30 protein-coding genes and 1 pseudogene are annotated in these 25,749 nt (G+C 60.0%); 16 read left to right on the forward strand and 15 right to left on the reverse strand.

Annotated elements, in window-relative coordinates; all coding sequences use genetic code 11:
* The first annotated feature begins 41 nt into the window (after window positions 1–41).
* From dapF to ACTG2O_RS05620, 4 genes are all read left to right on the forward strand, one after another.
* A complete protein-coding gene (gene dapF / locus ACTG2O_RS05605) occupies window positions 42–872 on the forward strand; it encodes a diaminopimelate epimerase (protein WP_005336371.1) in 831 nt (276 codons plus the stop codon).
* Between the two features lie 91 nt (window positions 873–963).
* The gene (locus ACTG2O_RS05610; protein ID WP_005336370.1) at window positions 964–1,644 is read left to right on the forward strand and encodes a DUF484 family protein; all 681 of its coding nucleotides are present in this window, start codon (window positions 964–966) and stop codon (window positions 1,642–1,644) included.
* Window positions 1,637–2,614 carry a tyrosine recombinase XerC gene (xerC, locus tag ACTG2O_RS05615; protein WP_429189898.1) on the forward strand — a complete coding sequence of 326 codons (978 nt, stop codon included), beginning with the start codon at window positions 1,637–1,639 and terminating at the stop codon, window positions 2,612–2,614. Before ACTG2O_RS05610 ends, xerC begins: the two co-directional genes overlap by 8 nt.
* 32 nt (window positions 2,615–2,646) lie before the next feature.
* Window positions 2,647–3,357, forward strand: coding sequence for an HAD-IA family hydrolase (locus tag ACTG2O_RS05620; protein WP_019444855.1), 711 nt, complete (start codon window positions 2,647–2,649; stop codon window positions 3,355–3,357).
* 76 nt (window positions 3,358–3,433) lie between these two features.
* On the opposite strand, the gene ACTG2O_RS05625 is transcribed toward ACTG2O_RS05620, so the two are convergent.
* Together ACTG2O_RS05625 and ACTG2O_RS05630 are read right to left on the reverse strand one after the other, a co-directional pair.
* Window positions 3,434–3,832, reverse strand: coding sequence for an STY0301 family protein (locus tag ACTG2O_RS05625; RefSeq protein WP_019444854.1), 399 nt, complete (start codon window positions 3,830–3,832; stop codon window positions 3,434–3,436).
* 45 nt (window positions 3,833–3,877) lie between these two features.
* Window positions 3,878–5,404, reverse strand: a complete 1,527-nt coding sequence (locus tag ACTG2O_RS05630; RefSeq protein WP_005356684.1) for a cyclic nucleotide-binding domain-containing protein — start codon at window positions 5,402–5,404, stop codon at window positions 3,878–3,880.
* Between the two features lie 145 nt (window positions 5,405–5,549).
* On the opposite strand from ACTG2O_RS05630, the gene ACTG2O_RS05635 reads away from it, so the two are divergent.
* Window positions 5,550–5,933 carry a hypothetical protein gene (locus ACTG2O_RS05635; RefSeq protein ID WP_040069030.1) on the forward strand — a complete coding sequence of 128 codons (384 nt, stop codon included), beginning with the start codon at window positions 5,550–5,552 and terminating at the stop codon, window positions 5,931–5,933.
* Window positions 5,934–5,945: 12 nt separating this feature from the next.
* Here the strand turns inward: ACTG2O_RS05635 and ACTG2O_RS05640 are convergent, their stop codons facing one another.
* Window positions 5,946–6,728 (reverse strand): gamma-glutamyl-gamma-aminobutyrate hydrolase family protein, encoded by a 783-nt coding sequence (locus ACTG2O_RS05640; protein ID WP_019444853.1) that lies wholly within the window; start codon window positions 6,726–6,728, stop codon window positions 5,946–5,948.
* Between the two features lie 396 nt (window positions 6,729–7,124).
* Window positions 7,125–7,649 (reverse strand): ribosome biogenesis factor YjgA, encoded by a 525-nt coding sequence (gene yjgA / locus ACTG2O_RS05645; protein WP_019444852.1) that lies wholly within the window; start codon window positions 7,647–7,649, stop codon window positions 7,125–7,127.
* A gap of 114 nt (window positions 7,650–7,763) precedes the next feature.
* Between yjgA and pmbA the strand changes: the two genes are divergently transcribed.
* The gene (pmbA, locus tag ACTG2O_RS05650; protein ID WP_019444851.1) at window positions 7,764–9,107 is read left to right on the forward strand and encodes a metalloprotease PmbA; all 1,344 of its coding nucleotides are present in this window, start codon (window positions 7,764–7,766) and stop codon (window positions 9,105–9,107) included.
* Window positions 9,108–9,194: 87 nt separating this feature from the next.
* On the opposite strand, the gene murA is transcribed toward pmbA, so the two are convergent.
* From murA to mlaF, 7 genes are read right to left on the reverse strand one after another with little or no spacing between them, the layout of a single operon-like run.
* A complete protein-coding gene (gene murA / locus ACTG2O_RS05655; RefSeq protein WP_005336355.1) occupies window positions 9,195–10,451 on the reverse strand; it encodes a UDP-N-acetylglucosamine 1-carboxyvinyltransferase in 1,257 nt (418 codons plus the stop codon).
* An 18-nt stretch (window positions 10,452–10,469) separates the two neighbouring features.
* Entirely contained in the window at window positions 10,470–10,727 is a 258-nt protein-coding gene (ibaG, locus tag ACTG2O_RS05660; protein ID WP_005306001.1) for a BolA family iron metabolism protein IbaG, read from the reverse strand.
* Window positions 10,727–10,999: an STAS domain-containing protein gene (locus tag ACTG2O_RS05665; protein ID WP_005336352.1), complete on the reverse strand. Its 273-nt coding sequence runs from the start codon at window positions 10,997–10,999 to the stop codon at window positions 10,727–10,729. The genes ibaG and ACTG2O_RS05665 overlap by 1 nt, the downstream gene beginning before the upstream one ends.
* Window positions 10,996–11,628 (reverse strand): MlaC/ttg2D family ABC transporter substrate-binding protein, encoded by a 633-nt coding sequence (locus ACTG2O_RS05670; RefSeq protein ID WP_005336350.1) that lies wholly within the window; start codon window positions 11,626–11,628, stop codon window positions 10,996–10,998. The genes ACTG2O_RS05665 and ACTG2O_RS05670 overlap by 4 nt, the downstream gene beginning before the upstream one ends.
* A gap of 2 nt (window positions 11,629–11,630) precedes the next feature.
* A complete protein-coding gene (gene mlaD, locus ACTG2O_RS05675) occupies window positions 11,631–12,128 on the reverse strand; it encodes an outer membrane lipid asymmetry maintenance protein MlaD (RefSeq protein ID WP_005336348.1) in 498 nt (165 codons plus the stop codon).
* Between the two features lie 7 nt (window positions 12,129–12,135).
* Window positions 12,136–12,915: a lipid asymmetry maintenance ABC transporter permease subunit MlaE gene (gene mlaE / locus ACTG2O_RS05680; RefSeq protein ID WP_439975459.1), complete on the reverse strand. Its 780-nt coding sequence runs from the start codon at window positions 12,913–12,915 to the stop codon at window positions 12,136–12,138.
* Window positions 12,915–13,715 carry a phospholipid ABC transporter ATP-binding protein MlaF gene (gene mlaF / locus ACTG2O_RS05685; protein WP_005336343.1) on the reverse strand — a complete coding sequence of 267 codons (801 nt, stop codon included), beginning with the start codon at window positions 13,713–13,715 and terminating at the stop codon, window positions 12,915–12,917. The genes mlaE and mlaF overlap by 1 nt, the downstream gene beginning before the upstream one ends.
* Before the next feature lie 207 nt (window positions 13,716–13,922).
* On the opposite strand from mlaF, the gene ACTG2O_RS05690 reads away from it, so the two are divergent.
* The 10 genes from ACTG2O_RS05690 (at window position 13,923) to npr (ending at window position 20,739) form a co-directional block, all read left to right on the forward strand.
* Entirely contained in the window at window positions 13,923–14,918 is a 996-nt protein-coding gene (locus ACTG2O_RS05690; protein WP_005336342.1) for a KpsF/GutQ family sugar-phosphate isomerase, read from the forward strand.
* Window positions 14,918–15,472 carry a 3-deoxy-manno-octulosonate-8-phosphatase KdsC gene (gene kdsC, locus ACTG2O_RS05695; RefSeq protein ID WP_019444848.1) on the forward strand — a complete coding sequence of 185 codons (555 nt, stop codon included), beginning with the start codon at window positions 14,918–14,920 and terminating at the stop codon, window positions 15,470–15,472. The genes ACTG2O_RS05690 and kdsC overlap by 1 nt, the downstream gene beginning before the upstream one ends.
* Window positions 15,469–16,029, forward strand: coding sequence for an LPS export ABC transporter periplasmic protein LptC (gene lptC / locus ACTG2O_RS05700; protein WP_019444847.1), 561 nt, complete (start codon window positions 15,469–15,471; stop codon window positions 16,027–16,029). Before kdsC ends, lptC begins: the two co-directional genes overlap by 4 nt.
* On the forward strand, window positions 16,016–16,543 hold the full coding sequence (gene lptA, locus ACTG2O_RS05705) for a lipopolysaccharide transport periplasmic protein LptA (protein WP_026034862.1): 528 nt from the start codon (window positions 16,016–16,018) through the stop codon (window positions 16,541–16,543). The genes lptC and lptA overlap by 14 nt, the downstream gene beginning before the upstream one ends.
* Before the next feature lie 3 nt (window positions 16,544–16,546).
* Window positions 16,547–17,272, forward strand: coding sequence for an LPS export ABC transporter ATP-binding protein (lptB, locus tag ACTG2O_RS05710; RefSeq protein ID WP_058057521.1), 726 nt, complete (start codon window positions 16,547–16,549; stop codon window positions 17,270–17,272).
* Window positions 17,273–17,337: 65 nt separating this feature from the next.
* Window positions 17,338–18,777 (forward strand): RNA polymerase factor sigma-54, encoded by a 1,440-nt coding sequence (locus ACTG2O_RS05715; RefSeq protein ID WP_005336331.1) that lies wholly within the window; start codon window positions 17,338–17,340, stop codon window positions 18,775–18,777.
* 20 nt (window positions 18,778–18,797) lie between these two features.
* The gene (gene hpf, locus ACTG2O_RS05720; RefSeq protein ID WP_005336323.1) at window positions 18,798–19,085 is read left to right on the forward strand and encodes a ribosome hibernation promoting factor; all 288 of its coding nucleotides are present in this window, start codon (window positions 18,798–18,800) and stop codon (window positions 19,083–19,085) included.
* Window positions 19,086–19,087: 2 nt separating this feature from the next.
* Complete coding sequence (gene ptsN / locus ACTG2O_RS05725) at window positions 19,088–19,534, forward strand: PTS IIA-like nitrogen regulatory protein PtsN (protein WP_005336322.1); 447 nt, start codon at window positions 19,088–19,090, stop codon at window positions 19,532–19,534.
* A gap of 45 nt (window positions 19,535–19,579) precedes the next feature.
* On the forward strand, window positions 19,580–20,446 hold the full coding sequence (rapZ, locus tag ACTG2O_RS05730) for an RNase adapter RapZ (RefSeq protein ID WP_005336320.1): 867 nt from the start codon (window positions 19,580–19,582) through the stop codon (window positions 20,444–20,446).
* A 20-nt stretch (window positions 20,447–20,466) separates the two neighbouring features.
* Window positions 20,467–20,739, forward strand: coding sequence for a PTS phosphocarrier protein NPr (npr, locus tag ACTG2O_RS05735; protein WP_005336318.1), 273 nt, complete (start codon window positions 20,467–20,469; stop codon window positions 20,737–20,739).
* Window positions 20,740–20,756: 17 nt separating this feature from the next.
* Here the strand turns inward: npr and ACTG2O_RS05740 are convergent, their stop codons facing one another.
* The 4 genes and pseudogenes from ACTG2O_RS05740 to ACTG2O_RS05755 form a co-directional block, all read right to left on the reverse strand.
* Entirely contained in the window at window positions 20,757–22,661 is a 1,905-nt protein-coding gene (locus tag ACTG2O_RS05740) for a BglG family transcription antiterminator (protein ID WP_019444844.1), read from the reverse strand.
* A gap of 107 nt (window positions 22,662–22,768) precedes the next feature.
* Window positions 22,769–23,507: pseudogene (dagF, locus tag ACTG2O_RS05745) on the reverse strand (2-dehydro-3-deoxy-phosphogluconate aldolase).
* Window positions 23,507–24,622, reverse strand: a complete 1,116-nt coding sequence (locus tag ACTG2O_RS05750; RefSeq protein ID WP_019444842.1) for a DgaE family pyridoxal phosphate-dependent ammonia lyase — start codon at window positions 24,620–24,622, stop codon at window positions 23,507–23,509. The pseudogene dagF and the gene ACTG2O_RS05750 overlap by 1 nt, the downstream one beginning before the upstream one ends.
* Window positions 24,606–25,745, reverse strand: coding sequence for an amidohydrolase/deacetylase family metallohydrolase (locus ACTG2O_RS05755; protein WP_439975460.1), 1,140 nt, complete (start codon window positions 25,743–25,745; stop codon window positions 24,606–24,608). The genes ACTG2O_RS05750 and ACTG2O_RS05755 overlap by 17 nt, the downstream gene beginning before the upstream one ends.
* Window positions 25,746–25,749: the final 4 nt, after the last annotated feature.

Below are 25,749 nucleotides of genomic sequence, written 5' to 3' on the forward strand. Positions count from 1 at the left end.
GACGGTGAGTTTTTACAGCCCTAACAGCACAGGAATGCACGATGTTGATAGATTTTTCCAAGATGCATGGCTTGGGCAACGACTTCATGGTGGTGGATGGCGTCACCCAGAAGGTATTTTTCAGCAATGACGTCATCAAGAAGCTGGCAGATCGCCACTTCGGGATCGGCTTTGACCAGCTGCTGCTGGTGGAGCCGCCCTATGACCCTGAACTCGACTTTCACTATCGCATTTTCAATGCCGATGGCAGCGAGGTGGAGCAGTGTGGCAACGGTGCCCGCTGTTTTGCCCGTTTCGTGCGTCTCAAGGGGCTGATAAACCGGGATCGCATCGCGGTCAGTACCGCCCGGGGTCGCATCGTGTTGCAGCTGGAGGGGGAGAATCAGGTCACGGTCAACATGGGTGTTCCCCAGTTTGAGCCGGGCAAGATCCCGTTCCGGGCCCAGAAGGCAGAGAAAACCTATCTGCTGCGGGCGCAGGAGCATACCGTGATGTGTGGCGTGGTCTCCATGGGCAATCCCCACTGCGTTATCGAGGTGCCTTCGGTCGCCGATGCACCGGTCGAGACGCTCGGTGCCATCATGGAGCGCCACGAGCGTTTCCCCGAGCGGGTCAACGTCGGTTTCATGGAGATGGTCAACGCCACCGAGATCAAGCTGCGTGTATTCGAAAGGGGCTGTGGCGAGACCCTGGCCTGCGGCACCGGTGCCTGTGCGGCGGCAGTGATTGGCATCAGTCAGGGCAAGCTCAAGGAGCGGGTCACCGTCAGCCTGCCGGGCGGCAAGCTGACCATCGCCTGGAAGGGGCCGGGCCAGCCGGTCTATATGACAGGTCCCGCCGAGCATGTGTTTGACGGCCAGATAGAGGTTTAGCCGATAAAGGTTCAGGTACGGGGGGCGTTGGCCCCCTTTGCCCATGATGTCGGGGCAGCGAGCCCCATTTCTCTGATGGATCAACCAATTTATGAGCGAACTCAAACGGCAGGAGCAATCGGTGGATGAAGCCACTGTGCTGGAGTACCTGGCCCGTTATCCCGAGTTTTTCCAACGCCATGCCGCCGTGCTGGACCGGATCCGCATTCCCCATGAACGCAAAGGGTCGGTCTCGCTGGTCGAGCGCCAGCTGGAGCGTCAGCGCGAGCGGATCGAACAGCTGGAGCAGGAGATCACCGAATTGATGGGGATCGCCAGCGAGAACGAACGGATCTTCCGGGTCTATGCCGATCTCTACGGCGAGCTGTACGGTTGCCAGACCCTGTTCGAAGTGAGTGCCGTGATGGGCAAGGCCTTTGTCCAGCGGCTGCGCCTGACCGGGCTGCGGCTCTGGCTCAATCCCAAGAAGTTTGCCCTGAGCGGGCCCGAGCAGCGTTTTCTGGCACAGGGCAAGCAGCTCGAATCCCTGCTGGGTCAGCGTCTGCCGGGGCAGGATTACTACTTTGGCCGCCTGAGCCAGAGCGAGAAGCAGGCGCTGTTTGGCCACGATGTGCTGGTCAACTCGGTGGCCCTGATGCGGCTCGGCGATCTCGGTGTGCTGGCCTTCGCCAGCTCGGATCCCGGCCACTTTACTCCCCACAACGACACCCTGCTGCTGGGCCAACTGGGGCGCCTGCTGCAACTGCGTCTGCCCGAGTTGACTCATGGCTAGAACACCGGCCAGGGCACCCGCCAAAGCTCCCGTCGTCGCACCGACACTGCCTGCGGCACTGGCGGACGAGCTGGCGGCCTTTATCGAATACCTGAGGGTCGAGCGTCAGCTCAGCCCTCATACCCGCAATAACTATCAAGCCCATCTGGAGGCGATGACCGCCGAGCTGGTGGCCCTCGGGCTCACTGACTGGGGTCGGCTCGAGGCGAGTCAGGTGCGCACTCTGGTGACCCGGATGCACAAGGCGGGCCTTGCTCCTCGTTCCCTTTCCACCAAGGTCTCGGCCCTGCGCAGCTTTTGTGACTGGCAGGTGCGGCAGGGGCGGCTGACCGCCAATCCGGCCCGTGGCATCGTCACCCCCAAACAGGGGCGGCCGCTGCCGAAAAACCTCGATGTGGACGAGATGCACCAGCTGCTCAACATCACCGACGAGCAGGATCCGCTGGCGGTGCGGGATCGCGCCATCATGGAGCTGATGTACTCCTCAGGGCTGCGTCTGGCCGAGCTGGTGGGGATCAATCTGGTGGATCTGAAGCTCGACGACCGCCAGCTTAAGGTGACCGGCAAGGGCTCACGGGAGCGGGTGCTGCCCATCGGCCGGATGGCGGTCGAGTGGCTGCAGAAGTGGCTCAAGGTGCGCCCGCTGCTGGCCGGGGACGAGAGCGAGGCGCTGTTTGTCTCCAGCCGCAAGCAGCGGCTGTCGGCCCGTTCGGTGCAGGCTCGCCTTGATGGCTGGGGCAACAAGCAGGCGCTCAACGCCCACGTCCATCCCCACAAGCTGCGCCACAGCTTCGCCACCCATATGCTGGAGTCCTCCGGCGATCTGCGGGCGGTGCAGGAGCTGCTGGGCCATGCCGACCTCTCTACCACCCAGATCTATACCCACCTCGACTTCCAGCATCTGGCCAAGGTTTACGACAGCGCCCACCCCAGGGCCAAGCGTGACCCGGATGCGCAGGACGATGAATAACGGGCCCTGAGCCCCGTTGCAGAGGAGAGTCCATGCACTTCTATCGCCGCTGGCAGCCGGTTGCTGCCATCTCGTTTGACCTCGATGACACCCTCTATGACAACGGCCCCGCCATCGTGCGCGCCGAGCAGTGGATGCTGAGCCATCTGCGCAGCGAATATCTGGCCACCGCCATGCTCGACAAGCCGCGCTGGCTGGAACTCAAGCGCAGTGTGCTGAACGGTTCCCCCGAGCTGCGCCACGATGTCAGTCTGGCGCGCCAGCAGACCATCCGCGCCGCCATGGTCGAGGGGGGGATGGCTGACCAGCATGCCAGTCGCGAGGCGGAGCAGGTGTTTGCTGCGTTTCTGGCAGAGCGCTCGAAGATCGAGGTGAGCGAGTCCACTCATCAGCTGCTGGCCAGACTGGCCGAACGCTACCCACTGGTGGTCATCACCAACGGCAATCTGGATCTGGCGCAGGCAGGGCTGGATCACTACTTCACGCTGGTCTGCAAGGCGGGGGCGGGCGCCAGAATGAAACCGGCACCGGATATGTTTGAGCAGACCCGCAGCACCCTCAAGTTGCCAGCAGAGCAGATCCTCCATGTGGGGGATCATCCCGAGACCGATGTGCTGGGTGCCCGCTTGCACGGCTTTCGCGCCGCCTGGCTCAACGAGCGGCGGCAACCGTGGCAACAGCTGCAACTGCTACCGGACGTGGAGCTGACGGCTCTGGAGGATCTGGCCGAGCTGCTGCTCTGATGGCGCTGGCGGGTGGCCACGCTCAGGCGGTAATGGCTGTCAGCGAATAGCGATATATGGCAAGGGGTTACGCCCGCTATTTGCGACAAACCAACCCGAGCAGGGTGTAGCGATCGCGCTGGTTGACGCGGCAGTAGCTGATGCCGACGGGCAGCGCCTGCTGCAGGGTGATGGCGCTGTTCTGATAGCGGCAGACCAGATAGAGCGGGCGCAGACTGCTATCGAGCTGGCTCCAGTAGTGGATCTCGTCGCTGTCGCCATTATCCGGTTTGAGTTGGGCCAGCTCGGCAGGATCTCCGTCGAACAGGGCCAGATTATCGAGCCGGTGGCTGAGGGTTTCGTCCGGTTTGCCATCGTCATTGCGGGTGAACGCCTGCCAGCCCTGCTGCGGGGTCAGCAGCTGCTGGCGACTCTCGATGGTGGCGGGACAATCAAATTGCAGGCTGGCGGCAAGGGCCAGGGTGGTCAGTAACATGGCTGCGGTTCTCTCTTCATGTCCTCAATACGATGCCATGCTACGTCATCTTCCGCCGAACAGCTTCATCAGTTTATCAAGCAGATCAAGCTGTTGTGGTGGTTGCTTCATGGCTTCCGCCTCCCGCTCCAGCAGGGCCCGCTGCTCCTGCTGGCGGTCGCTCAGCACCCGGTAGAGGGGCTCGACCAGCGCCTCGCGCTGCATCACCAACTCCTGAAACATTGCCTGATTGATGCGATAGGTTTCGACGGTGGCCACCGCCCGCACCGTGAAGGAGCTGGGCTCGCCGGTGAGCAGGCTCAGTTCGCCAAAAAAGTCTCCCGCGTTGAGCGTACCAAGCTTCAGCTCTCGCCCTTCGACATTGACCACCATCTCGGCTTCCCCTTTGACCAGCACGAACAGCCAGCTGGAGACATCTCCCTGCTCCAGCATGATGTCGCCACTGACGAAGGGGGCGAACTTCACCTGATCGGCCAGCTGGAGCAGCTCGTTCTCCTGCAACATGGCAAACAGCGGCAGCTTGCGCAGGGTATCGGTTCGTTCGGCGGTGTGGCGCTTGTGGCGGGCATCCAGATGCTGCTTCTCCTTGGCCATAAAGACGTTGAAGATCGGCGGGGTGAGGCGGCGATCGTTGCGGCGCAGGGCGGCATCGATCAGGCTGCGCACCATGGAGTCGGTCGGATCGTCGCGAGCCAGATCGGTCAGCCAGTAGCGCACTGCATAGCGGGCGATGCCCCCTTCGACGTTCATCAGCAGGCAGTCCGGTTGCGGATGCTTGGCGACACAGGGGAGCTTGGTCTCCCGCAGGGATTTCTCGATCAGCGCGATGATCTGGGTCGGCAGGGTATCCAGGGTCAGATCGAACCAGACCCAGCGCCGCCACTGCAAGGGTTCGCCACGGCGACGCCCGAGCACGGTGAAGCGCTGTTTAAGCAGGTGGCTGTTGGGGATGACGACAGTCTCCCAGTTGCGGGTCTCGATGGTGGTGGCACGCCAGTTGATCTCCACCACCCGGCCCTGGGTGGTATCGACTTGCAGCCAGTCACCGATGGCGATGGAGTTGTCGAGCTGAATGGAGACCCCGGCCAGCAGGTTGCCCAGGGTGTCCTGCATGGCGAAGGCGATGACCGCGGTGATCACCGCGGAGGTGGTGACTATCTCCCCGAGCGCCATGCCGGAGGCGTAGAGGCGAAACAGACCCCAGCCGATATAGCCGATGGTGATGACGATATCGGCGATGATCCGCGGGATCCGCACATGGCAGAGGGGGAGCAGAAACTCGAACAGCAGGATCCCCCATATCTTGACCAGTATCAGGCCAGCCAGCAGGGTGGAGATCTCGATCAGCAATTGATGGGGCAGCGGCAGTTTGAACCAGCCCCCCTCCAGCTGGATCAGCAGGATCACCACCGCGCTTATCATCACGAAACTGAGCTCGGAGAGCAGCTCCCGTCGCTGTCCCGGACGGCGCCAGAAGTGGATCAGCATTAGGGAGAGGGTGAGCAGGGTCCAGAACGGGTGTTCGCCAATCCAGATCAGCGTCGGTAGCGCGGTGAGGTTTTCGCCAGCCATAGCAGCACCTTATTGTGGTTTTATTTCCAGCATAGCTGCTGCGGCGCGGGGAAATGGTGCGTTGGGGCGGCAATTTATTTATCCTGTGCAGAACCGGGCAAAGGAGTGCGATTGAGTGAAATTTTCAAAGAAAATCATCTGTTTGATGGCCCTGTTGCCATTGGCTGGCTGCGATCTGCTGGCCGAGAAGTATCGGGTCGAATTCCGGGATGGCTCCTGGCGTGAAATAGCCATTACCCCCTTCTCCAGCGAGGCGCGCTGGCGCGAGGGGTGTGCCACCGGCGAGGTGCTGAGCGACATGAAGGTGCCCATCAAGCGGGGTGACACGGTCAATGGCCGCGAGCAGCTGCTGATCGGCGGCGAGAAGTTCGAGCTGGATGACAACAATCTCTACCGCAGCAACGGTATGGTGTTTGGCCATTCGCCTGACCATATCCAGCGCGGGCTCAAGGGGATGGATATCTGCCGCACCTTGCGCCCCGAGCGGGGCGGACTGCCCAAGCTCAAGGCGCGCGGGTTTGGCGACTGAATCGATGAGGGATTAACTAGCCGCCATCAATGCACTGCGTTGGCGGCAGGCATCGCCAAAGGCTTGAAAGATCTTGATGGAGTGGGGGTTTTCATTGGCCTTCCACTCCGGATGCCACTGCACTGCCAGCAAAAAGGGTGACAGTGCGGGAGCATGAAGTGCTTCGATCAGCCCATCTTCGGCGTGGGCCAACGGCTCCAGACCCTTCCCCAACCGGTTGATGCCCTGTCCATGCAGGGAGTTGACCGGAATCTGTTCTTCCCCCATCAGTTCGGCAAACCAGCTACCCGGCAACAGTTTGATCTGATGGCTCGGCCCATACTGCTCGTCGACCGGATCGTCGGCATCCTCCCGGTGATCGTCATAACCCGGCTCGTTATAGACCTTCTGATGAATGTCTCCCCCCAGTGCCACGTTGATCTCCTGCATGCCGCGGCAGATCCCGAGGATCGGCAAACCACGGGCAAGCGCCCCCTTGATGAGGGGCAGATCGAACAGGTCGCGATCCCTGTCTTGCTGTTTTTCTGGCGTGAGGTTCTCCTGGCCGTAGAGGGCCGGATCGATATTGGAACCGGCGCCGCTCAGATAGACCCCATCGGCGAGATCCAGATACTGCTCCAGATCGGCGGTGCCGCAGCAGGTGGGTACCAGCAGCGGGACGCAGCCGCTTATTTCCACCAGCGGCATGATGTATTTGTGGGTCATTACCTGATAGGCGTGGCCGTTGCGGGGCTGGGCGCCCATGGTCATCAGCACGACAGGTTTACGGGTGGCGGGAGGCTGGGGATTTGGCATAGGGCACCTTGATTATCCTTGGCGTTGAAGTCTCATCCTGCGCCTTGGGCAGGCCCTTGCAAACCGGCAGGGCAAGGGCATGCCTCAAGGCATGGTCATGGGATCCCGCGTCGGGCCGAGTGACAGAATCGTTGGTCAGCCTGGGCAGCGACGGTATGGATCCTCTCTTCAGTCTGCCAAGGCCGTTCAATATGTCAAACAAAATGATCCCAAGTTGTTAACAGATTTGTCTTGAACTGCTCTGAAGCGGCGATTTAACGGGGCTGTTGAGATGAGCCGTTATGGTTGGGGTAGCAAAATGGTGGATATATTAAACGCGCAGGGATGGCGGGGGATGTGGAGAGGAAAAGGCATCAATAGAAGCACGCCTCCTCGAGGGGAGGCGTGTTTCGGGGATCACAGCAGGTCTTCGATCTCGCCGCGCAGATACTGGTACATCTCGCGGTAGGCGACCGGCGGCTTGTTCAGCTCCCGCTCCTTGTTGGCGTTGCGGATCAACTGGCGCAGCTTCTGGCGATCCAGCTCGTGGAACTGGGACATCAGCTCATTGAGGGCGCTGTCACCTTCGGTGATCAGGCGTTCGCGCCACTGCTCCAGCCGATGCAGGCGTGCATTCACGGTGGAGTGACGGTTCTTGATGATGGAGAGCGCTTCGGCAATCGGCTCGATATCGCGGCTGCGCATCAGGCGGCCGATGAACTGCAGATGGCGACGGAAGGACTCATCCTTCTTCGGCTTGAGTTTGCGACCCAGCTCGACAGCTTCTGCAAGCTCTTCATCCAACGGGATTTTTTCCAGCTCGCTGTGGCTGAGGGAGACGATCTCTTCCCCCATTTTCTGCAATGCTTCGGCATCGCGCTTGAGCTGGCTCTTGCTGGGGCCCCAGTCTTCGAACTCGTTGTCGTCTTGATATTGACTCATCGGTCTCTTGATTCCTGTCATTCACGTTTGGCGGATATGTTACCAGCTTCTCCCGCTGGGCGCAGGGGTCTGATATGCTTACCCCCCTTTCCTTCTTTCATACAGATGTGAGTTATGGATCAGCAAGACCAAATCCGCCAGGATCAAGCCCATCTCGAGGCCGTGGTTGCCGAAGCCCTGGAGATAGCCAAAGGACTGGGCGCCTCGCTGGCCGAAGTCTCCATCAGCAAGCAGACCGGGTTATCGGTGAACACCCGGGGTTGTGAACTGGAAAGCATTGAATTCAATAAGGATGGCGCCCTCGGCATCGCTGTCTATCGCGATGGTTGCAAGGGATCTTCCTCAACCACCGATCTGAGCAAACCCGCCATTCGTGCCGCCGTTGAAGCGGCCATCGAGATTGCCCGCCACACCTCGGCGGATGATTGCGCCGGTCTGGCGGACGCCGAGCTGCTGGCCTGGGATGCCCCCGATCTGCAACTGTGTCACCAAATCGAACTGGATCCCCAGTGCGGCATCGAACTGGCCATCGAGTGCGAACGACTCGCTCTGGGTCGCGATGCCCGCATCAAGCACTCCGACGGTGCCGGTTTCTCCAGCCACCTCGGCATCAAGGTCTATGGCAACAGCCACGGCTTCGTCAAAGGCTACGCGGCGTCGCGCAACTCCCTGAGCTGCGTGCTGATCGGCGAGCAGGATGGCGATATGCAACGGGATTACGGCTACTCCTCCAGCCGTACCCTCGACGGGCTCTGGAGCCCGCAGCGTATTGCCGATGAGGCGGTGGAGCGTACCGTCTCCCGCCTCGGCGCCCGCAAGATCTCTACCCGCCATGCGCCTGTGCTGTTCCACCCAGACACTGCCTCCGGCCTGTGGGGCCATCTGGTGATGGCTATCAGCGGTGGCAACCTCTATCGCAAGTCGAGCTTCCTGCTCGACAAATTGGGCAAGCAGATCCTGCCCGAGTGGCTCACCATTCAGGAGTTCCCCCACCTGCTGGGCGGGCTCGCCAGTACCCCGTTCGATGGCGAAGGGGTGCGTACCCGCGACATGGATATCATCCGTAACGGCGAGCTGATGAGCTGGCTGCTTACCTCCTACTCTGCGCGCAAGCTGGGGCTGACCACTACGGGTCACGCCGGTGGCATCCACAACTGGCAGGTCTCCAATACCGGCCAGGATTTTCAAGGCATGCTGCAAGAGATGGGCACCGGTCTGCTGGTGACCGAGCTGATGGGGCAGGGGGTCAATATCGTCAATGGTGACTACTCCCGCGGTGCTGCCGGTTTCTGGGTCGAGAATGGCGAGATAGCCTATCCGGTCGAAGAGATCACCATCGCCGGCAATCTGGCCGAGATGTTCAGCCATATCGTGGCGGTGGGTCGTGACGAGGATGAGCGCTCCAGTCTCAAGACCGGCTCGGTGCTGGTAGAGAATATGAAGCTGGCGGGCCACTGATCCCGGTTTCAACAGAACCGAAACCATGAAAAAGGCCCCCTCGCCAACGCGAGGGGGCCTTTTTATCGGCCAGCGATCAGGAGGCTATCAGCCCTTGATGCGCTCGATGCGGCCACCCAGACCCTGCAGCTTCTGCTCGATGTCTTCGTAGCCACGGTCGATGTGATAGATACGGTCGACGATGGTGGAGCCTTCGGCCACGAAGCCGGCCAGTACCAGACTGGCGGAGGCGCGCAGATCGGTCGCCATTACCTGGGCACCCTTGAGTTGCTCGGTGTCACGGCAGATGGCTACGTTGCCCTGCAGTTCGATGTCTGCGCCCATCCGTACCAGTTCGGGAACGTGCATGAAGCGGTTCTCGAAGATGGTCTCGGTGACCATGCCGGTGCCTTTGGCGACAGCGTTCAGCACGGTGAACTGTGCCTGCATGTCGGTCGGGAAGGCCGGGTAGGGGGCAGTCTTGATGGTGACCGGCTTGAGGGTGCGGCCAGTCATGTCGAGGGTGATCCAGTCTTCACCCTTCTCAATCAGGGCGCCAGCCTCTTCCAGCTTGACCAGTACCGCTTCCAGCAGAGTCGGGTCGGTCTTGCGGCAGGTGATCTTGCCGCCGGTGACAGCTGCACCCACCAGGAAGGTACCGGTTTCGATGCGATCAGGCTGCACGCTGTAGTTGCCGCCGTGCAGACGCTCGACACCGTCGATGGTCAGGGTGTCGGTGCCCGCCCCCTGGATCTTGGCACCCAGGGTATTGAGGAAGTTGGCCAGATCGACCACTTCCGGCTCGCGTGCGGCGTTTTCGATCACGGTGCGGCCATCAGCCAGGGTGGCGGCCATCATCAGGTTTTCGGTACCGGTCACGGAGACCATGTCCATCAGGATGTGGGCGCCTTTCAGGCGACCATCGACACGGGCCTTGATGTAACCATCTTCGATGGTGATCTTGGCACCCATCAGCTCCAGGCCGTGGACGTGCAGGTTGACCGGACGGGCACCGATAGCGCAACCGCCAGGCAGGGAGACGTCAGCCGCGCCGAAACGGGCGGCCAGCGGGCCCAGCGCCAGAATGGAGGCGCGCATGGTCTTCACCAGCTCGTAGGGGGCGACATGGTTGTTCACCGCACCGGTCAGCACGGTGACGTTGCCGTTGACCTTGGTGGTCGCGCCCAGCATCTCCAGCAGCTTGATGGTGGTGCCCACATCTTTCAGACGCGGCACGTTGGAGAGGTGAACCTCTTCATCACAGAGCAGGGTTGCGAACAGGATCGGCAGCGCGGCGTTTTTGGCGCCGGAGATGGTCACTTCGCCGTTGAGAGTACAACGACCATCGATTTTGAATTTGTCCATTTTTACTTCGTTACCAAATCAGGAGGGCAATAGGAATTTACGTTCGCGTTTCCACTCGGCGTCGGTGAACGCCTTGATGGAGAGGGCGTGAATGGCGTTGCTGGCGATCTTGTCCATCAGCGGGGCATAGATGGCCTGCTGCTTCTTGACCCGGCTCATGCCGTCAAACATGTCACCGACGGCGATCACTTGGTAGTGACTACCGTCCCCTTTGACATGGACTTCGGACAATGGCAGAGCCTCAAGGAGTATCGCTTCAATTTCAGAGACTTGCATTATGCGTCCTCAGTTGTGAGCGGGGTTGACTGAAACAGCCCGGCCACCCCGTAGAGGTTGGCCAGGGTATAGAAATCACTGGAGGCGCCCACCAGTTGCGGTGTGGCGCCTCGCGCTAATACGGCTTTGGCCCATTTGACCAGCAGGGCCAGTCCGGCAGAGTCGAGGGTGGTGACGCCGCCGAGCTCAAGCTGGTCGTCCTGCCACCATTCAGCGCGGCGTTGCCACAGGTCATTGACCTGTGGCGCCTGCAGCTCACCGCTGAGGGTCATGGTTTGAGTACCAGCGGCTTGGCGTTGTGCTCGCGCAACTGGGCGATCACCGCATCGATGCCGTTCTGGCGGATCAAACCGCCCAGCTCGCTCTGCTTGGCGGAGAGCAGGCTGATCCCCTCTGCCACCATGTCGAAGGCTTTCCATTCGCCGGTCTTGTTGTTCTTGCGCAGCTTGAACTCGAGGAAGATGTCCGGCTTGCCGGCCTCTTTCACGCTGACGTTGACGGCGGTGATATTGCCGCTGGGGGCTTTGCCCGGCTCGACCTTGACGGTCTGCTTGTCAAAATGGGCCAGCGCATCGGCGTAGGAGCTCACCATGTACTCGGTGAACACCTCGACGAAGGCATTGCGCTGCGCTTCGGTGGTCTCTTTAATCTGGTTGCCAAGCACCTTGTAGGCGGCGAAGCGGTTGTCCACATAGGGCAGCAGCTCTTCGCGGATGATCACCCGCAGGTGATCCGGATTGCTTTTCACCTGGGCCTGATCGGCTTTCAGGCGGGCAAAGGTCTGCTTGGCAGCCTGATCCACCAGCGCGTTGGGGTCGGTGGCATCGACTGCGGCCTGGGCAGACAGGGAGAAGAGCATGCTGGTCATCAGACCCAGCAGCAGGGCGATTTTCTTGAACATGGTTACTCCTTCTTGCTGTCTGATTTGCTGTCGGAGGATTGGCTGTAGAGGAACTTGCCAATCAGATCTTCCAGCACGATGGCGGATTTGGTGTCTTCAATCAGGTCGCCATCCTTGAGCATCTCGGTGCCCATCTCCTCATCGCTGAAGCCGGGGGCCAGACCGATGTACTGCTCGCCGAGCAGACCGGAGGTGAGGATGGAGAGGGAGCTGGTATCGGCAAACTCGCCAGCGCTCTTTTGCATCATCAGGGTGACTTCGGGCACCTGGGTTTTCGGGTCCAGTACGATGTCGCTGACCCGACCGACCACCACGCCGCCGACCTTGACCGGAGAACGGACTTTCAGGCCGCCGATATTATCGAAATGCGCGCGCAGGGTATAGGTTTCTCCTTCCGGTTTGAAGCTCAAACCGGCCACTTGCAGGGCCAGTGCCAGAATGGCACCGATGCCAGCCAGCATGAAGGTGCCGACCAGGAATTCTACTTTGCTGAACTTCATCTTTACCTTATCCAAACATGACTGCAGTGAGTATAAAATCCAGGCCGAGCACGGCGAGGGATGAGTGGACCACAGTTCGGGTCGTGGCCTGACTGATCCCGGCCGAGGTCGGCTTGGCATCATAGCCGTTAAAGAGCGCAATCCAGGTGACCACCAGGGCGAAAATCAGGCTCTTGATGGCGCCCTGCATGATGTCTTCATGCCAGTCGACGGAGGCCTGCATGGCAGACCAGAAGCCCCCTTCGTCCACGCCGAGCCAGTCCACGCCGACCAGCTTGCCGCCGAAGATACCGATCAGGCTGAACATAAAGGCCAGCAGCGGCATGCTGATGACGCCAGCCCAGAAGCGGGGGGCAACCACCCGGCGCAGCGGGTCGACCGCCATCATCTCGAGGCTTGAAAGTTGCTCGGTGGCCTTCATCAGGCCAATTTCAGCGGTCAGGGCCGAACCGGCACGGCCGGCAAACAGCAGTGCCGTGACCACAGGCCCCAGCTCCCGCAGCAGGGAGAGGGAGACCAGCGGTCCCAGGCTCTGCTCGGCGCCGAAATCCTTCAAGACGTTGTAACCCTGCAGCGAGAGCACCATGCCGATGAACAGGCCGGAGACCAGAATGATGGCCACCGACTGCACACCCACCACATAGAGCTGCTGGACAAGCAGCGGGAAGTGCTTGCGCGGCTCGGGTTTGCCCGCCAGCGCATGGAACAACATGATGGTGGCGCGACCGACGGAGCTGATAAACCGCACTCCGACCCGCCCCAGCTTGCTTATTTGATTTATCAACATCAGAGATCCTGTAGCAGATCGCCTGCCGGAAAATGAAACGGAACAGGACCATCGGGCAATCCTTTGAGGAACTGCTCGACTTCGGGATTGTGCTCCTCGCGCAGCTGGTCCGGCGTGCCGTGCGCCACCACCTTGCGATTGGCAATGATGTAGGCGTAATCGGCGATGCTCAGCACCTCTTTCACGTCGTGGGTGACGATGACTGAGGTGATACCGAGGGCATCGTTCAGCTCCTTGATCAGCTTGACCAGCACCGCCATGGTGATGGGGTCCTGCCCGACAAACGGCTCGTCATACATGATGAGGTCGGGGTCAAGGGCGATGGCCCGAGCCAGCGCAGCCCGGCGCGCCATGCCGCCGGAGAGCTCGGAGGGCATCAGTTTCGCCGCGCCGCGCAAGCCCACCGCCTGCAGCTTCATCATGACGATGGTGTGGATCAGCTCCTCCGGCAGGCCGGAGTGCTCCCGCAGCGGGAAGGCCACGTTGTCGTAGACCGTCATGCCGGTAAACAGGGCGCCGCTCTGGAACAGCATGCTCATCCGTTTGCGCACTTCATAGAGGCGCGAACGGGAGAGGGTGGGGATATCTTCCCCGTCAAACAGAATGTGACCGGACTCCGGCTTGAGCTGGCCACCGATCAGCCGCAGCAGGGTGGTTTTACCGATGCCGCTCGGGCCCATGACGGCGGTGACCTTGCCACGAGGAATGGTCAGGTTGATCCCGTCATACAACAGCCGATCTCCGTGACTGAAGGTCAGGTCGGAGATGGTGATCAGGTCATTGTTCAAACAATTGTCCATCCGGTGTAAATGAGGTGCGAATTTTATGGGGTAGTCTAGGTCTAAGCAACAGCAAGGAACAACTATTGAACAGGCTGCAAGCCCATTTGCACGACAGTTTTCTGTAACAAAGTGCGTCATTGAGAGCGGGACTTGCCATCCGATTCGCTTATCCGGGCAGACTTTTTTATAATCCCGCAGCTAATTTCGGCCCGGAGCTGTGTCTTTATGTCTGTAAAGCCTGAGAAAGTGTCTGAACTGTTCGATTTTCGTCGCAGTGCCCGCGCGGTGCTGGACACAGAAAAGCAAGCCATTGATGGACTCTATCAGTATCTGAACGACGCCTTCGACAAGGCGTGCGAAATGGTGCTGCGCTGCGGTGGCAAGATAGTGGTCACCGGCATGGGCAAATCGGGCCATATCGGCAGCAAGATCGCCGCCACCCTCGCCAGCACCGGCACCCCGGCCTTCTTCCTTCACCCGGGAGAAGCGAGTCACGGCGATCTGGGGATGATCTCCAGCGGCGACCTTATCATCGCCATCTCCAACTCCGGCGAGAGTGACGAAATCCTGGCCCTGCTGCCGGTACTCAAGCGCCGCGGCATTCCGCTCATCTGCATGACCGGCAATCCTGCCTCCACCATGGCCAAAGAGGCCAACGTGCACCTGTGCATCAAGGTGGAGAAAGAAGCCTGCCCTCTGGGTCTGGCACCCACTTCCAGCACCACGGCAACCCTGGTGATGGGCGATGCCCTGGCGGTCGCCCTGCTGGAAGCGCGCGGTTTTACCGCCGATGACTTCGCCCTCTCTCACCCGGGCGGTTCCCTTGGCAAGCGTCTGTTGCTGCGGGTCGGCGACCTGATGCACAGTGGCGATCTGTTGCCCCGGGTAGGGATAGATGCCACCATCAGTCAAGCGCTGCTGGAAGTGAGCCGCAAGGGGCTCGGTATGACGGCAGTGGTCGATGGCAATGGCCTGCTGGCCGGGCTCTTTACCGATGGCGACCTGCGCCGCATTCTTGACCAGCAGATCGATATCCATCACACCCCCATCAGCCGCGTGATGACGGCCAACTGTGTTACCGTAGGTCCAGAGATGATGGCTGCAGAAGCCGTCAAGCTGATGGAAACGAGAAAAATCAACGGATTACTGGTCGTGGATGAAGAGAAACGCCCGCTCGGCGCCTTCAACATGCACGACCTGCTGAAAGCCGGAGTAATTTGATGCAAAACGTACCGACCCTCTATGGTCCGGTGACGCGCAGCCAGTTCGACAAGGCGGCGCAAATCCGCCTGCTGGTGTGCGATGTGGACGGGGTGCTCTCCAACGGCCTCATCTACATGGGAAACAACGGCGAAGAGCTGAAAACCTTCTGCACCCGCGATGGTGCGGGCATGCGAGCACTGCTCAATGCCGGGATCGAGATCGCCATCATCACCGGGCGCAACTCCCGTATCGTCAGCGATCGGATGAAAAGCCTGGGGGTGTCTCATGTGGTGCAGGGGGCTGATAAAAAGCTGCCTCACTTCGAAGCGCTGCTGGCCAAGCTTGGGCTGACTGCTGAACAGGCCGCCTATATGGGCGATGACACCATCGATCTGCCGGTGATGGACGCTTGCGGCCTGGGTATCGCGGTGGCCGATGCCCATCCGCTGGTGCTGAGTCGTGCCGATATGGTGACCCGGCTTGGCGGTGGCATGGGCGCGGTGCGCGAGGTGTGCGACCTGATCCTGCAAGCGCAGGGGGGGGCCGATGACCAGCCCGAGGCTTCGGTATGAGCAGACAGACCCTGTTGTTTGCCCTGCTGTTTCTGGTCGCGCTGGTTGCCTGGCAGTTGGGCAAGGTTGAGCTGGTGCCTGAGAGCGCCGCCAAAATCGAAAACTATCAGCCGGATTTTGTCGCCAAAGATCTGGTGACCACCCGTTTTGATATCAATGGCAAGCGCACCGAGCGGTTGGAGTCGACCTACGCCGAGTATTATCAAATCCTCGAGCAGGCCACCTTCGACAAGCCGGTGGTCTACATGTATGACGATCAGGGTGCCGCCGAGTGGAAGGTGACCGCCGAAACCGGCGTGCTCAACACCGGCGACAACGTCATCCTGCGGGACAAGGTGCATCTGGATGGTCTGCTGCCCACCTCCTTTATCTCCACACTGGATACCCCTTATCTGGAGCTGGATCTGGTGACACAGGATGTGCGCAGCAACCGGGAAGTGAACATTCTGGGTCGGGATTTCCAGACCCAAGGGGTTGGCCTCAAGGGCCATCTGGACCGCAAATATTTTGAGTTACTGGATCAAGGCCATGCCATCTATTTCAATGAAAAACGCTAATCTGGCCCTCGCAACCCTGTTGTTGTGTGGTGCGGTGACCGCCAAAGAGTCCGACTTTGCCGAGAAGGTCTACGTCGATGCCGTCAAACAGGTGGCCGAGATGCAGGACAACCGCATCACCTTCGAAGAGGATGTGACCATCAATCAGGGCACCATCCGGATCAAGGCTGACAAGGTGGTTGTGACCCGTTCCGGCGAGAAAGGGGCCGAGGTGATGACTGCCTACGGCAAGCCCGCCACCTTCTTCCAGATCCTGGATAACGGCAAGCCGGTCAATGCCCACGGCAACACTATCCGCTACGAGCTGAAGAACCGGCTGGTGACCATCACCGGCAACGGTCAGCTCAAGCAGGAAGATAGCCAGGTCAATGGCGATCTGATCCGCTACGACATCGTCAAACAGAAGATGATCGCCGAGAGCAAGAGCCCGAGCCAGCGGGTCAAAACCGTGTTCCTGCCGGATCAGGTAGAGAATTTCGACAAGCCCGCCGACCAGAAGAAGCAGGGAAAATAAGCCATGGCAGTGTTAAAAGCAGTGGGCCTGCAGAAGAGCTACAAGCGCCGCATGGTGGTGAGTGACGTCAGCCTTGAAGTGGGCGCTGGCCAGATTGTCGGCCTGCTCGGTCCCAACGGGGCGGGCAAGACCACCTCCTTCTACATGATCGTGGGGCTGGTGCAGCGCGATGCCGGTCTCATCACCATCGACGATCAGGACATCAGCCTGCAGCCCATGCATGTGCGGGCGCGCAACGGCATCGGTTACCTGCCGCAGGAGGCCTCCATCTTCCGTCGCCTGTCGGTGTTCGACAACCTGATGGGAGTGATGCAGACCCGCAAGGGGTTGAGCCGTGAGGAGCGTGAGGACAAGGTTCAGCAACTGCTGGAAGAGTTCAATATCACCCACATTCGCGACAACCTGGGTCAGAGCCTCTCCGGCGGTGAGCGCCGTCGGGTCGAGATCGCCCGTGCGCTGGCGGCCGAGCCGCGTTTTATTCTGCTGGATGAACCCTTTGCAGGGGTTGACCCGATTTCTGTGATAGACATCAAGAAGATCATTCAGCATCTGAAAGATAGAGGTCTTGGCGTCTTGATTACCGACCACAACGTCAGAGAGACTCTGGACGTATGTGAGAAGGCCTATATCGTCAGCCACGGCAAGATGATTGCCGAAGGTGCACCGGCTGACATCCTTGCCGATGAGCAGGTCAAGCGCGTCTATTTGGGCGATCAATTCAGTCTATAGTAAGGGGGCATGCCTTCATTTCCTTTGACGAGTGCCTCGCTGAACATAAGGATATCCCGACGTAGATGAAGCCGACATTACAGTTGCGTCTCGGTCAGTCCCTGACCATGACGCCGCAATTACAACAAGCGATTCGTCTGCTCCAGCTCTCCACTCTGGAACTTCAGCAGGAAATTCAGCAAGCGCTCGAAAACAACCCTCTGCTGGAGCAGGAAGAGAGCGAGGCGCAAGAGACCAGTCCGGAAGCGCCGGTCGATGCCAGCCAGCTGGATTCCAGCGATGCCATGGCTCAGGAGCAGATGCCGGACGAGTTACCGGTGGATACCACCTGGGACGAGGTTTACTCTGCCGGCACCGCCCAGAGCGCGGGCCCCATCCACGATGGGGAAGATAGCGTCTATCAGGGAGAGACCACCGAAAACCTGCAGGATTATCTGCTGTGGCAGATGCGGCTCACACCGTTCAGCGATGTGGATGCCGCCATCGCGCTCGCCATCATCGATGCCATCGACGAATCCGGTTATCTGACCGTTGCGCTGGAGGATATCCAGGCTGCCGTTACCAGCGATGACGTAGAGGTGGAGCTCGATGAGGTCGAGGCGGTACTCAAGCGGGTTCAGCACTTCGATCCGGTCGGCATTGCTGCCCGTTCTGTGCAGGAGTGTTTGCTCATCCAGCTGGATCAGTATGACCCGCAGACCCCCTGGCTCAACGAGGCCAAAGAGGTGATCCTCGAGCACATGGAGCTGCTCGGCAACCGGGATTACCGCACCCTCGCCCGCAAGACAAAACTCAAGGAGAGCGACCTCAAGGAGGTGCTGGATTTGATCCAGCTGCTGGAGCCGCGTCCCGGCAATGGCATCATCCAGAGCGACTCCCAGTACGTGATTCCCGACGTCTCCGTGGTCAAGAAGGGCAGCAAGTGGGTGGTCGAGCTCAATCCCGACTCCGCCCCCCGCATCCGGGTCAACGAGACCTATGCCGCCATGGCCCGCAACGCCCGCAGCAGCACCGACACCCAGTTTATCCGCTCCCATTTGCAGGAAGCCAAGTGGTTCATCAAGAGCCTGGAAAGTCGCAATGACACCCTGCTGAAAGTGGCCAGTTGCATTGTCGAGCAGCAACAGGGCTTTTTCGAGTATGGTGAAGAGGCGATGAAGCCGATGGTGCTCAATGACATCGCCGAAGCGGTAGAGATGCATGAGTCGACCATCTCCCGGGTGACGACCCAGAAGTACATGCATACCCCCCGTGGTATCTTCGAATTGAAGTTTTTTTTCTCCAGCCATGTGAACACCGAAGGAGGAGGAGAGTGCTCATCGACCGCAATTCGCGCGCTCATCAAGAAGCTGGTCACGGCAGAGAATCCTGCCAAGCCGTTAAGTGATAGCAAGATCGCGGATTTGCTGGCCGAACAGGGTATTATGGTGGCGAGACGCACGATCGCTAAGTATCGCGAATCCTTGTTTATCCCACCTTCCAATCAGCGCAAACGCCTGGTTTAGGCAAACAAAAGGATGATGTTATGCAAATTAACCTGACCGGACACCATGTCGAGATCACCGAAGCTCTGCGTGATTATGTGAATAACAAATTTGCCAAACTCGAGCGTCACTTCGACCACATCAACAATGTTCATGTGGTGCTTAGCGTGGAAAAACTGAACCAGATAGCGGAAGCCAAATTGCATGTCAGCGGTGGCGAAGTGTTTGCCAACTCTGAACATGCCGATATGTATGCTGCGATAGACACCTTGCTCGACAAGCTGGACAGGCAGATCATCAAGCACAAAGATAAGTTAAATAAAAAATAACCATGCAACTTGAACACATACTGAGTCGGGACTGCACCAAGAGTGCAGTCCCTTGTACCAGCAAGAAACGCGCCCTCGAGATCATCAGCGAGCTGGCCGCCGAACGCCTTGGCACCTCCCGTCAGGCGCTGTTTGAATGCTTGCTGGCCCGCGAAAAAATGGGTAGTACCGGGATCGGTGCCGGTATTGCGATCCCCCACGGTCGCATTGACGATGAGTTCCCGCCAACCGCGATCCTGATGACCTTTGCCGACCCTATTCCTTTCGACTCCATCGACAATCAACCGGTTGACCTGCTGTTTGCCTTGCTGGTGCCGGAAAGCGAGTGCAAGCAGCATCTCAAGACCCTTTCTCTGATGGCTTCCAAGCTGGGTGACAAGGCGGTTTGCCGCCAGTTGCGTCAGGCAACCAGCGACGAAGAGCTCTATCAGATCATGACCTCGGCCTGACAGCAGGCCAAGGATGAGACACCCGTTTTGGCGTGAGGGAACAAGATGCAGTTAATCGTGGTAAGTGGACGTTCGGGCTCCGGTAAAACGGTAGCCCTGCGAGTGCTGGAAGATCTGGGTTACTACTGTGTGGACAACCTGCCGGTCAATCTGCTGCCCCAGCTGATTGTCTCGGTGGAGAGCCAGTATGACAAGCTGGCGGTCAGCATCGATGTGCGCAACCTGCCGAGCGATCCGGAGAAACTGGAAAATCTGCTGGCACAGGTGCGCAATGAGGGGCGGGTAGAGTTCTCCAGCTTCTTCTTCGATGCCGACAACGGCACCCTGCTCAAGCGCTATGGCGAGAGCCGCCGTTTGCACCCCCTCTCACGCAACAAGCTGTCGCTGGATGAGGCGATTCGGGAGGAGACCCACCTGCTGGCGCCCATCTCCTCGACCGCTGACCTGCGCATCGACACCACTACCCTCAGCATTCACGACCTGAGCGAGCTCATCAAGACCAGGGTGCTTGGGAAGAAAGAGAACGAGCTGGTGCTGGTGTTCGAGTCGTTCGGCTTCAAGTACGGCATTCCCAAGGATGCCGACTTCGTGTTCGATGCCCGCTTCCTGCCTAACCCGCACTGGATCCCCGAGCTCAAGCCGTTCACCGGCAAGGATGAGCCGGTCGCCAACTACCTCTCGGCGCAGGCTGACGTGATGCTGTTTACCCAGCAGATCGAAAATATGCTGGCGACCTGGTTGCCCCATCTGGAGCGCAACAATCGCAGCTACCTCACGGTCGGCATCGGTTGCACCGGCGGTCAGCACCGCTCGGTCTTTATTGCAGAACGGCTGGCCAGTGCATTTCGTTTGCTCGGCAAGAACGTGCAGATCCGCCACCGCACTCTCGACAAGAGTGCTCCCCAATCCTGACGGACCAATAGGACGACCCGATGACTGTTTCCGCCTCGGTTGAAGTGAAAAACAAGCTGGGTATTCATGCCAGACCAGCCATGATGCTGTTCGAGCTGGTGCAGGGTTTCGATGCCCACGTGCTGCTGCGCAATGAAGATGGTGTGGAGGCTGATGCTGACAGCATCATCGGCCTGCTGATGCTGGATTCCGCGCAAGGGCGGCAGGTGGAAGTACAGGTTGAGGGCCCCGAAGAGGTCGAGGCCCTGGCCGCCGTGGTGGAGCTGTTCACCTCCGGCTTTAACGAGGAGTAGTCACTCCTCGTTTTATGTTATGAACCGGTGCGCGCCAGCGCTTTGAAGCTGGCAAAATCGCGACAAGCCAGCAGATTCCTGCTGGCTTTTTCGTTCATCAGTGCCAGAAACAGGTCGTAGAGACCCATCGCCTCCTCGTAATCGGCCTTGCTGATCGCCAGCACGAAGATGAGCGTCGCGATTTCCCCGTTGCCCCAGTCGATCCCCTGCGGTGCCAGCACGGTGTAAACCAGAGTGCGGCGCGCCAGCAGACCGAGGGAGTGGGGCAGGGCGATCCCTTCTCCCAACATGGTGGAGACGATCCGCTCCCGCTCCTGCAGTGAGGCTCTGAAGCCGCTCTCCACCAGGTCTTCCGCCTCCAGCTGATCACAGATACGGGCAAACAGTTCGGCCTGGGTAAGGGGTTCTTTGACCACCATGAAGTGGTCGGCATCGAAATATTTGTCGAGCATGTAGGGGCGGGTGCGGTCGATCAGCACCAGCTTGCCAAGCTGCTCCAGTTGGTATTGGGTCGGGAAGGGGGCAACGAGTACCACGGGGGCGTTTTTTTCGTTCACCTTGACGGTACTGATGACAAAGTCCTGCGCGATCTGCGCCAGTCCTTCGTAATCCCGCACCGATTCAAGCGTGGTCAGCTGCAACTGGGGATACTCCCGCTTGATACGTGCTTCCAGCACCCGGAAGGTGGCGTTGCCCGCATCGCAAAGCAATAGCGCCTGCGGGCGGCGGGTATAGCCGATATCGTAATGGCGCTCCAGACCGACCCCGATATGGATCACCAGATAGCCGATCTCGTGGTGGGTCAGTCGGTAGGGGGTCTGCTTGATCCACTCCGAGATGGCTGCCAACGTGATGTCGTAGGCGAGGGGGTAGTACTGCTTGATGTGATCGGCCAGCGGGTTGTGGTTGCCAATCTGGTATTTAACCCGTAGCAGCATGGCGCTGATATGGGTTTGCAGGTCGGCTCGCAGCTGTTGGTCGCCTCGCAGGTCGTAAGGGTAGTGTTGATGAATGTAGGTCAGCAGATGCTCCACCAACTGCTCGCTCTCGGCGGCCATTGCCGGGCTGAGCTGGGGAGTATCGGCCATCAGGCGCGCCTGGATCTGGATAGCGAGACCGGCGATCTCGTCCTCTACGGGGGGCATCAAGGTTGGCAATACCGCATAAATATCGCGAGATACTGCAAGCAGCGGCAGAGTCAGATCCTCGCTGGCGAAGTGGCGCAACTCGTGACCGGATGCCTGACGCAGCAGGGCAACGGCGCAGTAGATGGTGAGCTGCTGCAAGCTCTCGTCAGCGAGACGCAGCTGATGTCGGGCAAGCTGGGCATGGATGTGATTGCCCACTACCTCCATCGTCTTGCTGGGGCAAAGGTTGGGCAACAGGGTTTGCAACTGGTTGTTGTGCAGCAACTCCTGATAGAGCAGTTGGGTCAAACAGGCACGGATCGCCGTCTCCTCCCCCTGAATGCGCATCCCCAGGCGGGGTTTGCTCTCGACGCTGAGCCTGAAGTGGCTGAGTTGCTCACGGACTTCCGCCATATCCCCCTGCAGTGCCGCCCGGCTCAGATACCAGGTATCAGCCAGCTCATCGAGCTTGATCCCCTGCTCTGCCGTCAATAGCAGGATCTGCAGGTGCAGCACCCGCTCCCGGCTGGTGCGTGGCAGGCCGCTATCCTGACCCTGGGCCGCCAGCAGAGCCTCGAACAGTCCCTGATTGTAGATCTTGAGCTGGTAGCCACTGCCACGCTGGTGGATCAGGTGAGCGCCGTGCGTGGCAATCAGTTCGTTGAGGGTCGCCACATCGGTGCGCACCGTGCGGGTGGAGACATTGAGGCGACGAGCCAGCTCCTCCTGTGGCAGTGGTTCGGCATGGAGCTGGATCAGCAGTTGATGGAGCCTGGGGTGTGGCAGCTTGATCATAGGGGGTATGCAAGACTCCTGTTGCGAGATAAAGGGCCGATGTTAACAAGTGGGTCATCAACAAGCCAGGCACCGGTCAGTGATTGAACCGACGCCCGTGACTGCCATCAGGCCAACAGTCGTTTCACTATGGTCAGCAGAGTGCGAACATCCTCGGGGCGAGTGTGCCCGCTCGCGCTGTCGATGATGGAGCTGTAGACGTGAGGGATCACCTTCTCGACCCCGGCGTCCAGCGCAATCCGCACAATCTCTTCAAAGTTGTCCAGATCGATGCCGCCGGTGGGCTCCAGCCAGAAGTTTGCGGGCACAGGCCTCGGCCACTGCCTGATACTCGTCGCGACAGGCCAGCCCCCCCATGGGGAAGAATTTGACCGAGCTGCCGCCCATGTCCTTGAGCAAGGCAATGGCGGTATCGATGGGGACGATGCCATCCGGCTGTCCGGCGCTGAGTGGACCGGTGGAGATCTTCACCATGCCCGGCATGCCGGTAGGGGAGATCAGGCCGTTGACCAGTGTCTCTGACTGACCGAGCAGCGCCCTGCTGGCGCCAACACCGGTGAACACCTGATTGACGTGCTGGGGCTGCAGCTGGCAGGCCAGCTCGGCCACCATGGCGGATTGGCGTGGATCGCCGGCGCCCAGCCCGATGGAGAGGGCGTTGTCGATAAGCTTGGCGTACTCCTTCATATCGGCAACTGCGGAGGGAATATCCGGGTAGTTTTTGGAGAGCACACCGACCAGCACGTGGCCTTCGGCTGCGTCGTATACCTCGACGGCATTCTCTTTGGAACCGGCCAGCACGTTGAGGCAGACCCGATCGCGGTAGTAATTGGGAGTCAAAGACATCAGTTGTTCTCCTGAACGAGGTGGGCAATGGCGGCATGGATCTGGTCGAGCTGGGGCACGGTGACGCTGCGCACGTCTATCTCGATATGCCCCTCGTTGGCCTTGTAGCCACGACAGTAGATGGCAGGTGTGCCCTGTTGCAGACGGGTGACGACCTGCACTGTGGTCATGCCGATCTGCTGGTGGTCGAAGGCGATATCGGTGCGGGCAATGTCGCGTCCTGCGCTGTCCCACACCACCTTGGCGGTGACGCCGGGCAGCAGGTTGAGGCGCTCTATGAAGGGGCTCATTTTGGCGACCATGGCGGCGCCGCTCTCTTTCTCTTTGGCCAGATAGCGCTCGATAGCGTGGGTCAGGCCGAGGATCCCCTCCTTGCCCACCTTCATGGCGCGACCGATGCCGTTGGCCTGTTGTTTGACCCACTCCACATACTGGCGCTTGCCAACTACCAGCCCGCTGGTGGGCCCTTCGATGGCTTTGGCTCCGCTGTAGATGACCAGATCCGCCCCTTGGTTGTAGTAGAGGCGCAAATCCTCTTCGGCAGCCGCATCGACGATGAGCGGGAGCCCGTGGTTCTTGGCGACCTCGGCGGCCTCTGCCACCGACAGAATGCTCTTCTGCACGCAGTGGTGGGATTTGATGTAGAGGATGGCTGCTGTGTTGGCATTGATGGCAGCGGCCAGCTGGGAAGGGGAGCACTCGTTGGCGTACCCGGCTTCCACTACTTTGCCGCCACCCAGATTGACCATGGTACCGACCGGGGCGCCGAAGTTGACGTTATGCCCCTTGGGCAGCACGATTTCACTCGGCACGTCATGGGGATGGGCGAGCAGGTGCTCGAGGCGGTAGGGATCGCCGCGTACTATCATGGCGGCGACTGACTGGGCGATGCCGGCGCTGGCACAGGAGACCACCACCGCATCTTCCACATCCAGTAAACCAGCCAGATAGGCGCCGGTCTTGTTGACCAGATCCTTGACCTCGAAGTAGTGGCCCAGGCCAAAATTGACCGCATCGACCACCTCCTGCTCGGGGGTGGAGACGCCGAGTATGGTCATGCGCCCGGAGGCGTTGATCACCGGTTTGAGCTGATATTTCTCATAAACAGAAGGCATGGTGTGATTTCCCATAGTGAGTCAGAACCAGTTCGCCACCGACCAGGGCGGCGAGAGGCTGCAGTTGTTGGTCACCGCTGCGGGACTGGGCTTCGGTATCCATAAACAGGGTCGGGCCGCTGGCGACCTCGAACAGGGTCAGATCGGCATCGGAGTCTACCTCGAGCCGCCCCTTGCCGGACAGGCGCAGGGCATCGGCCGCTTGATGGGTGACACAGGCGAGCACCTGCTCCAGCGTCATGCCGATGGCGAGAAACTTCGACATCACGTGAGCCAGACTGTAGACCGGCCCCTTGATGCGGTTCTTGCAGTAGATGTCGGAGCTGATGGTGCGGGGCAGGATCCCCTGTCGGATAGCCAGCTCCGCCACCTCGAAGCTGAAGCTGGCGCCGCCGTGGCCGATGTCGAGCAACAGGCCCCGTTTCATCGCCTCGCGCACCGCGACCCGCAGCTCGCCAGCCGGAGTCAGGATGCGGTTCGGTTTGCCGTTGAAGCAGTGGGTCAGCAGGTCGCCATCCCCCAGCAGGGTCACGATCTCGTCCAGATCCGGCGGCGTGTTGCCCACGTGTACCATCAGCGGCAGCTGGCCGTGGGCCTGTTGCAACGCCTTGGCCATGCGCAGCGGTTGCAGGCCGTTCTCGCCTACCACGCTACCGCTCATCCGCGCCTTGATGCCGACAATAAAGTCGGGGTGGCGGCGAATGGCTGCCGAGGCGAGATCCATATCCAGATCCCGGCTATCAGCCAGTTCGTTCTGGCGTAGCAGACCGATGCGGGAGATGTTGAGCAGGGCATGCACCCGGGTCTTGCAGCCCGCAGCGATCTGCTGGAAGTCATCCACATTGTCGGCTCCGGTGCTGCCGGCGTCGATGACGGTGGTGACGCCGGACTCTACGCCTACCTTGTCCGGCTCATCGTGATAGATGGGGGAGGCGGGGTAGCAGTGGGTGTGGCCGTCGATCCAGCCTGCGCTCACATGCACCCGGCCGCCGAGATCCAGGATCTGCCGCGCCGTTGCCGTCCCCGGCAGGGAGCCGATGGCGGCGATTTTGCCCTCCCTGATGGCGATATCGACGAGCTGGCCATCTCCCTGGCGCCCCGCTTTGATGATGATGTCGTACATGCTG

Source organism: Aeromonas sp. 61P (genome assembly GCF_051919545.1).
In the GTDB taxonomy this organism is placed as follows: domain Bacteria; phylum Pseudomonadota; class Gammaproteobacteria; order Enterobacterales; family Aeromonadaceae; genus Aeromonas; species Aeromonas veronii.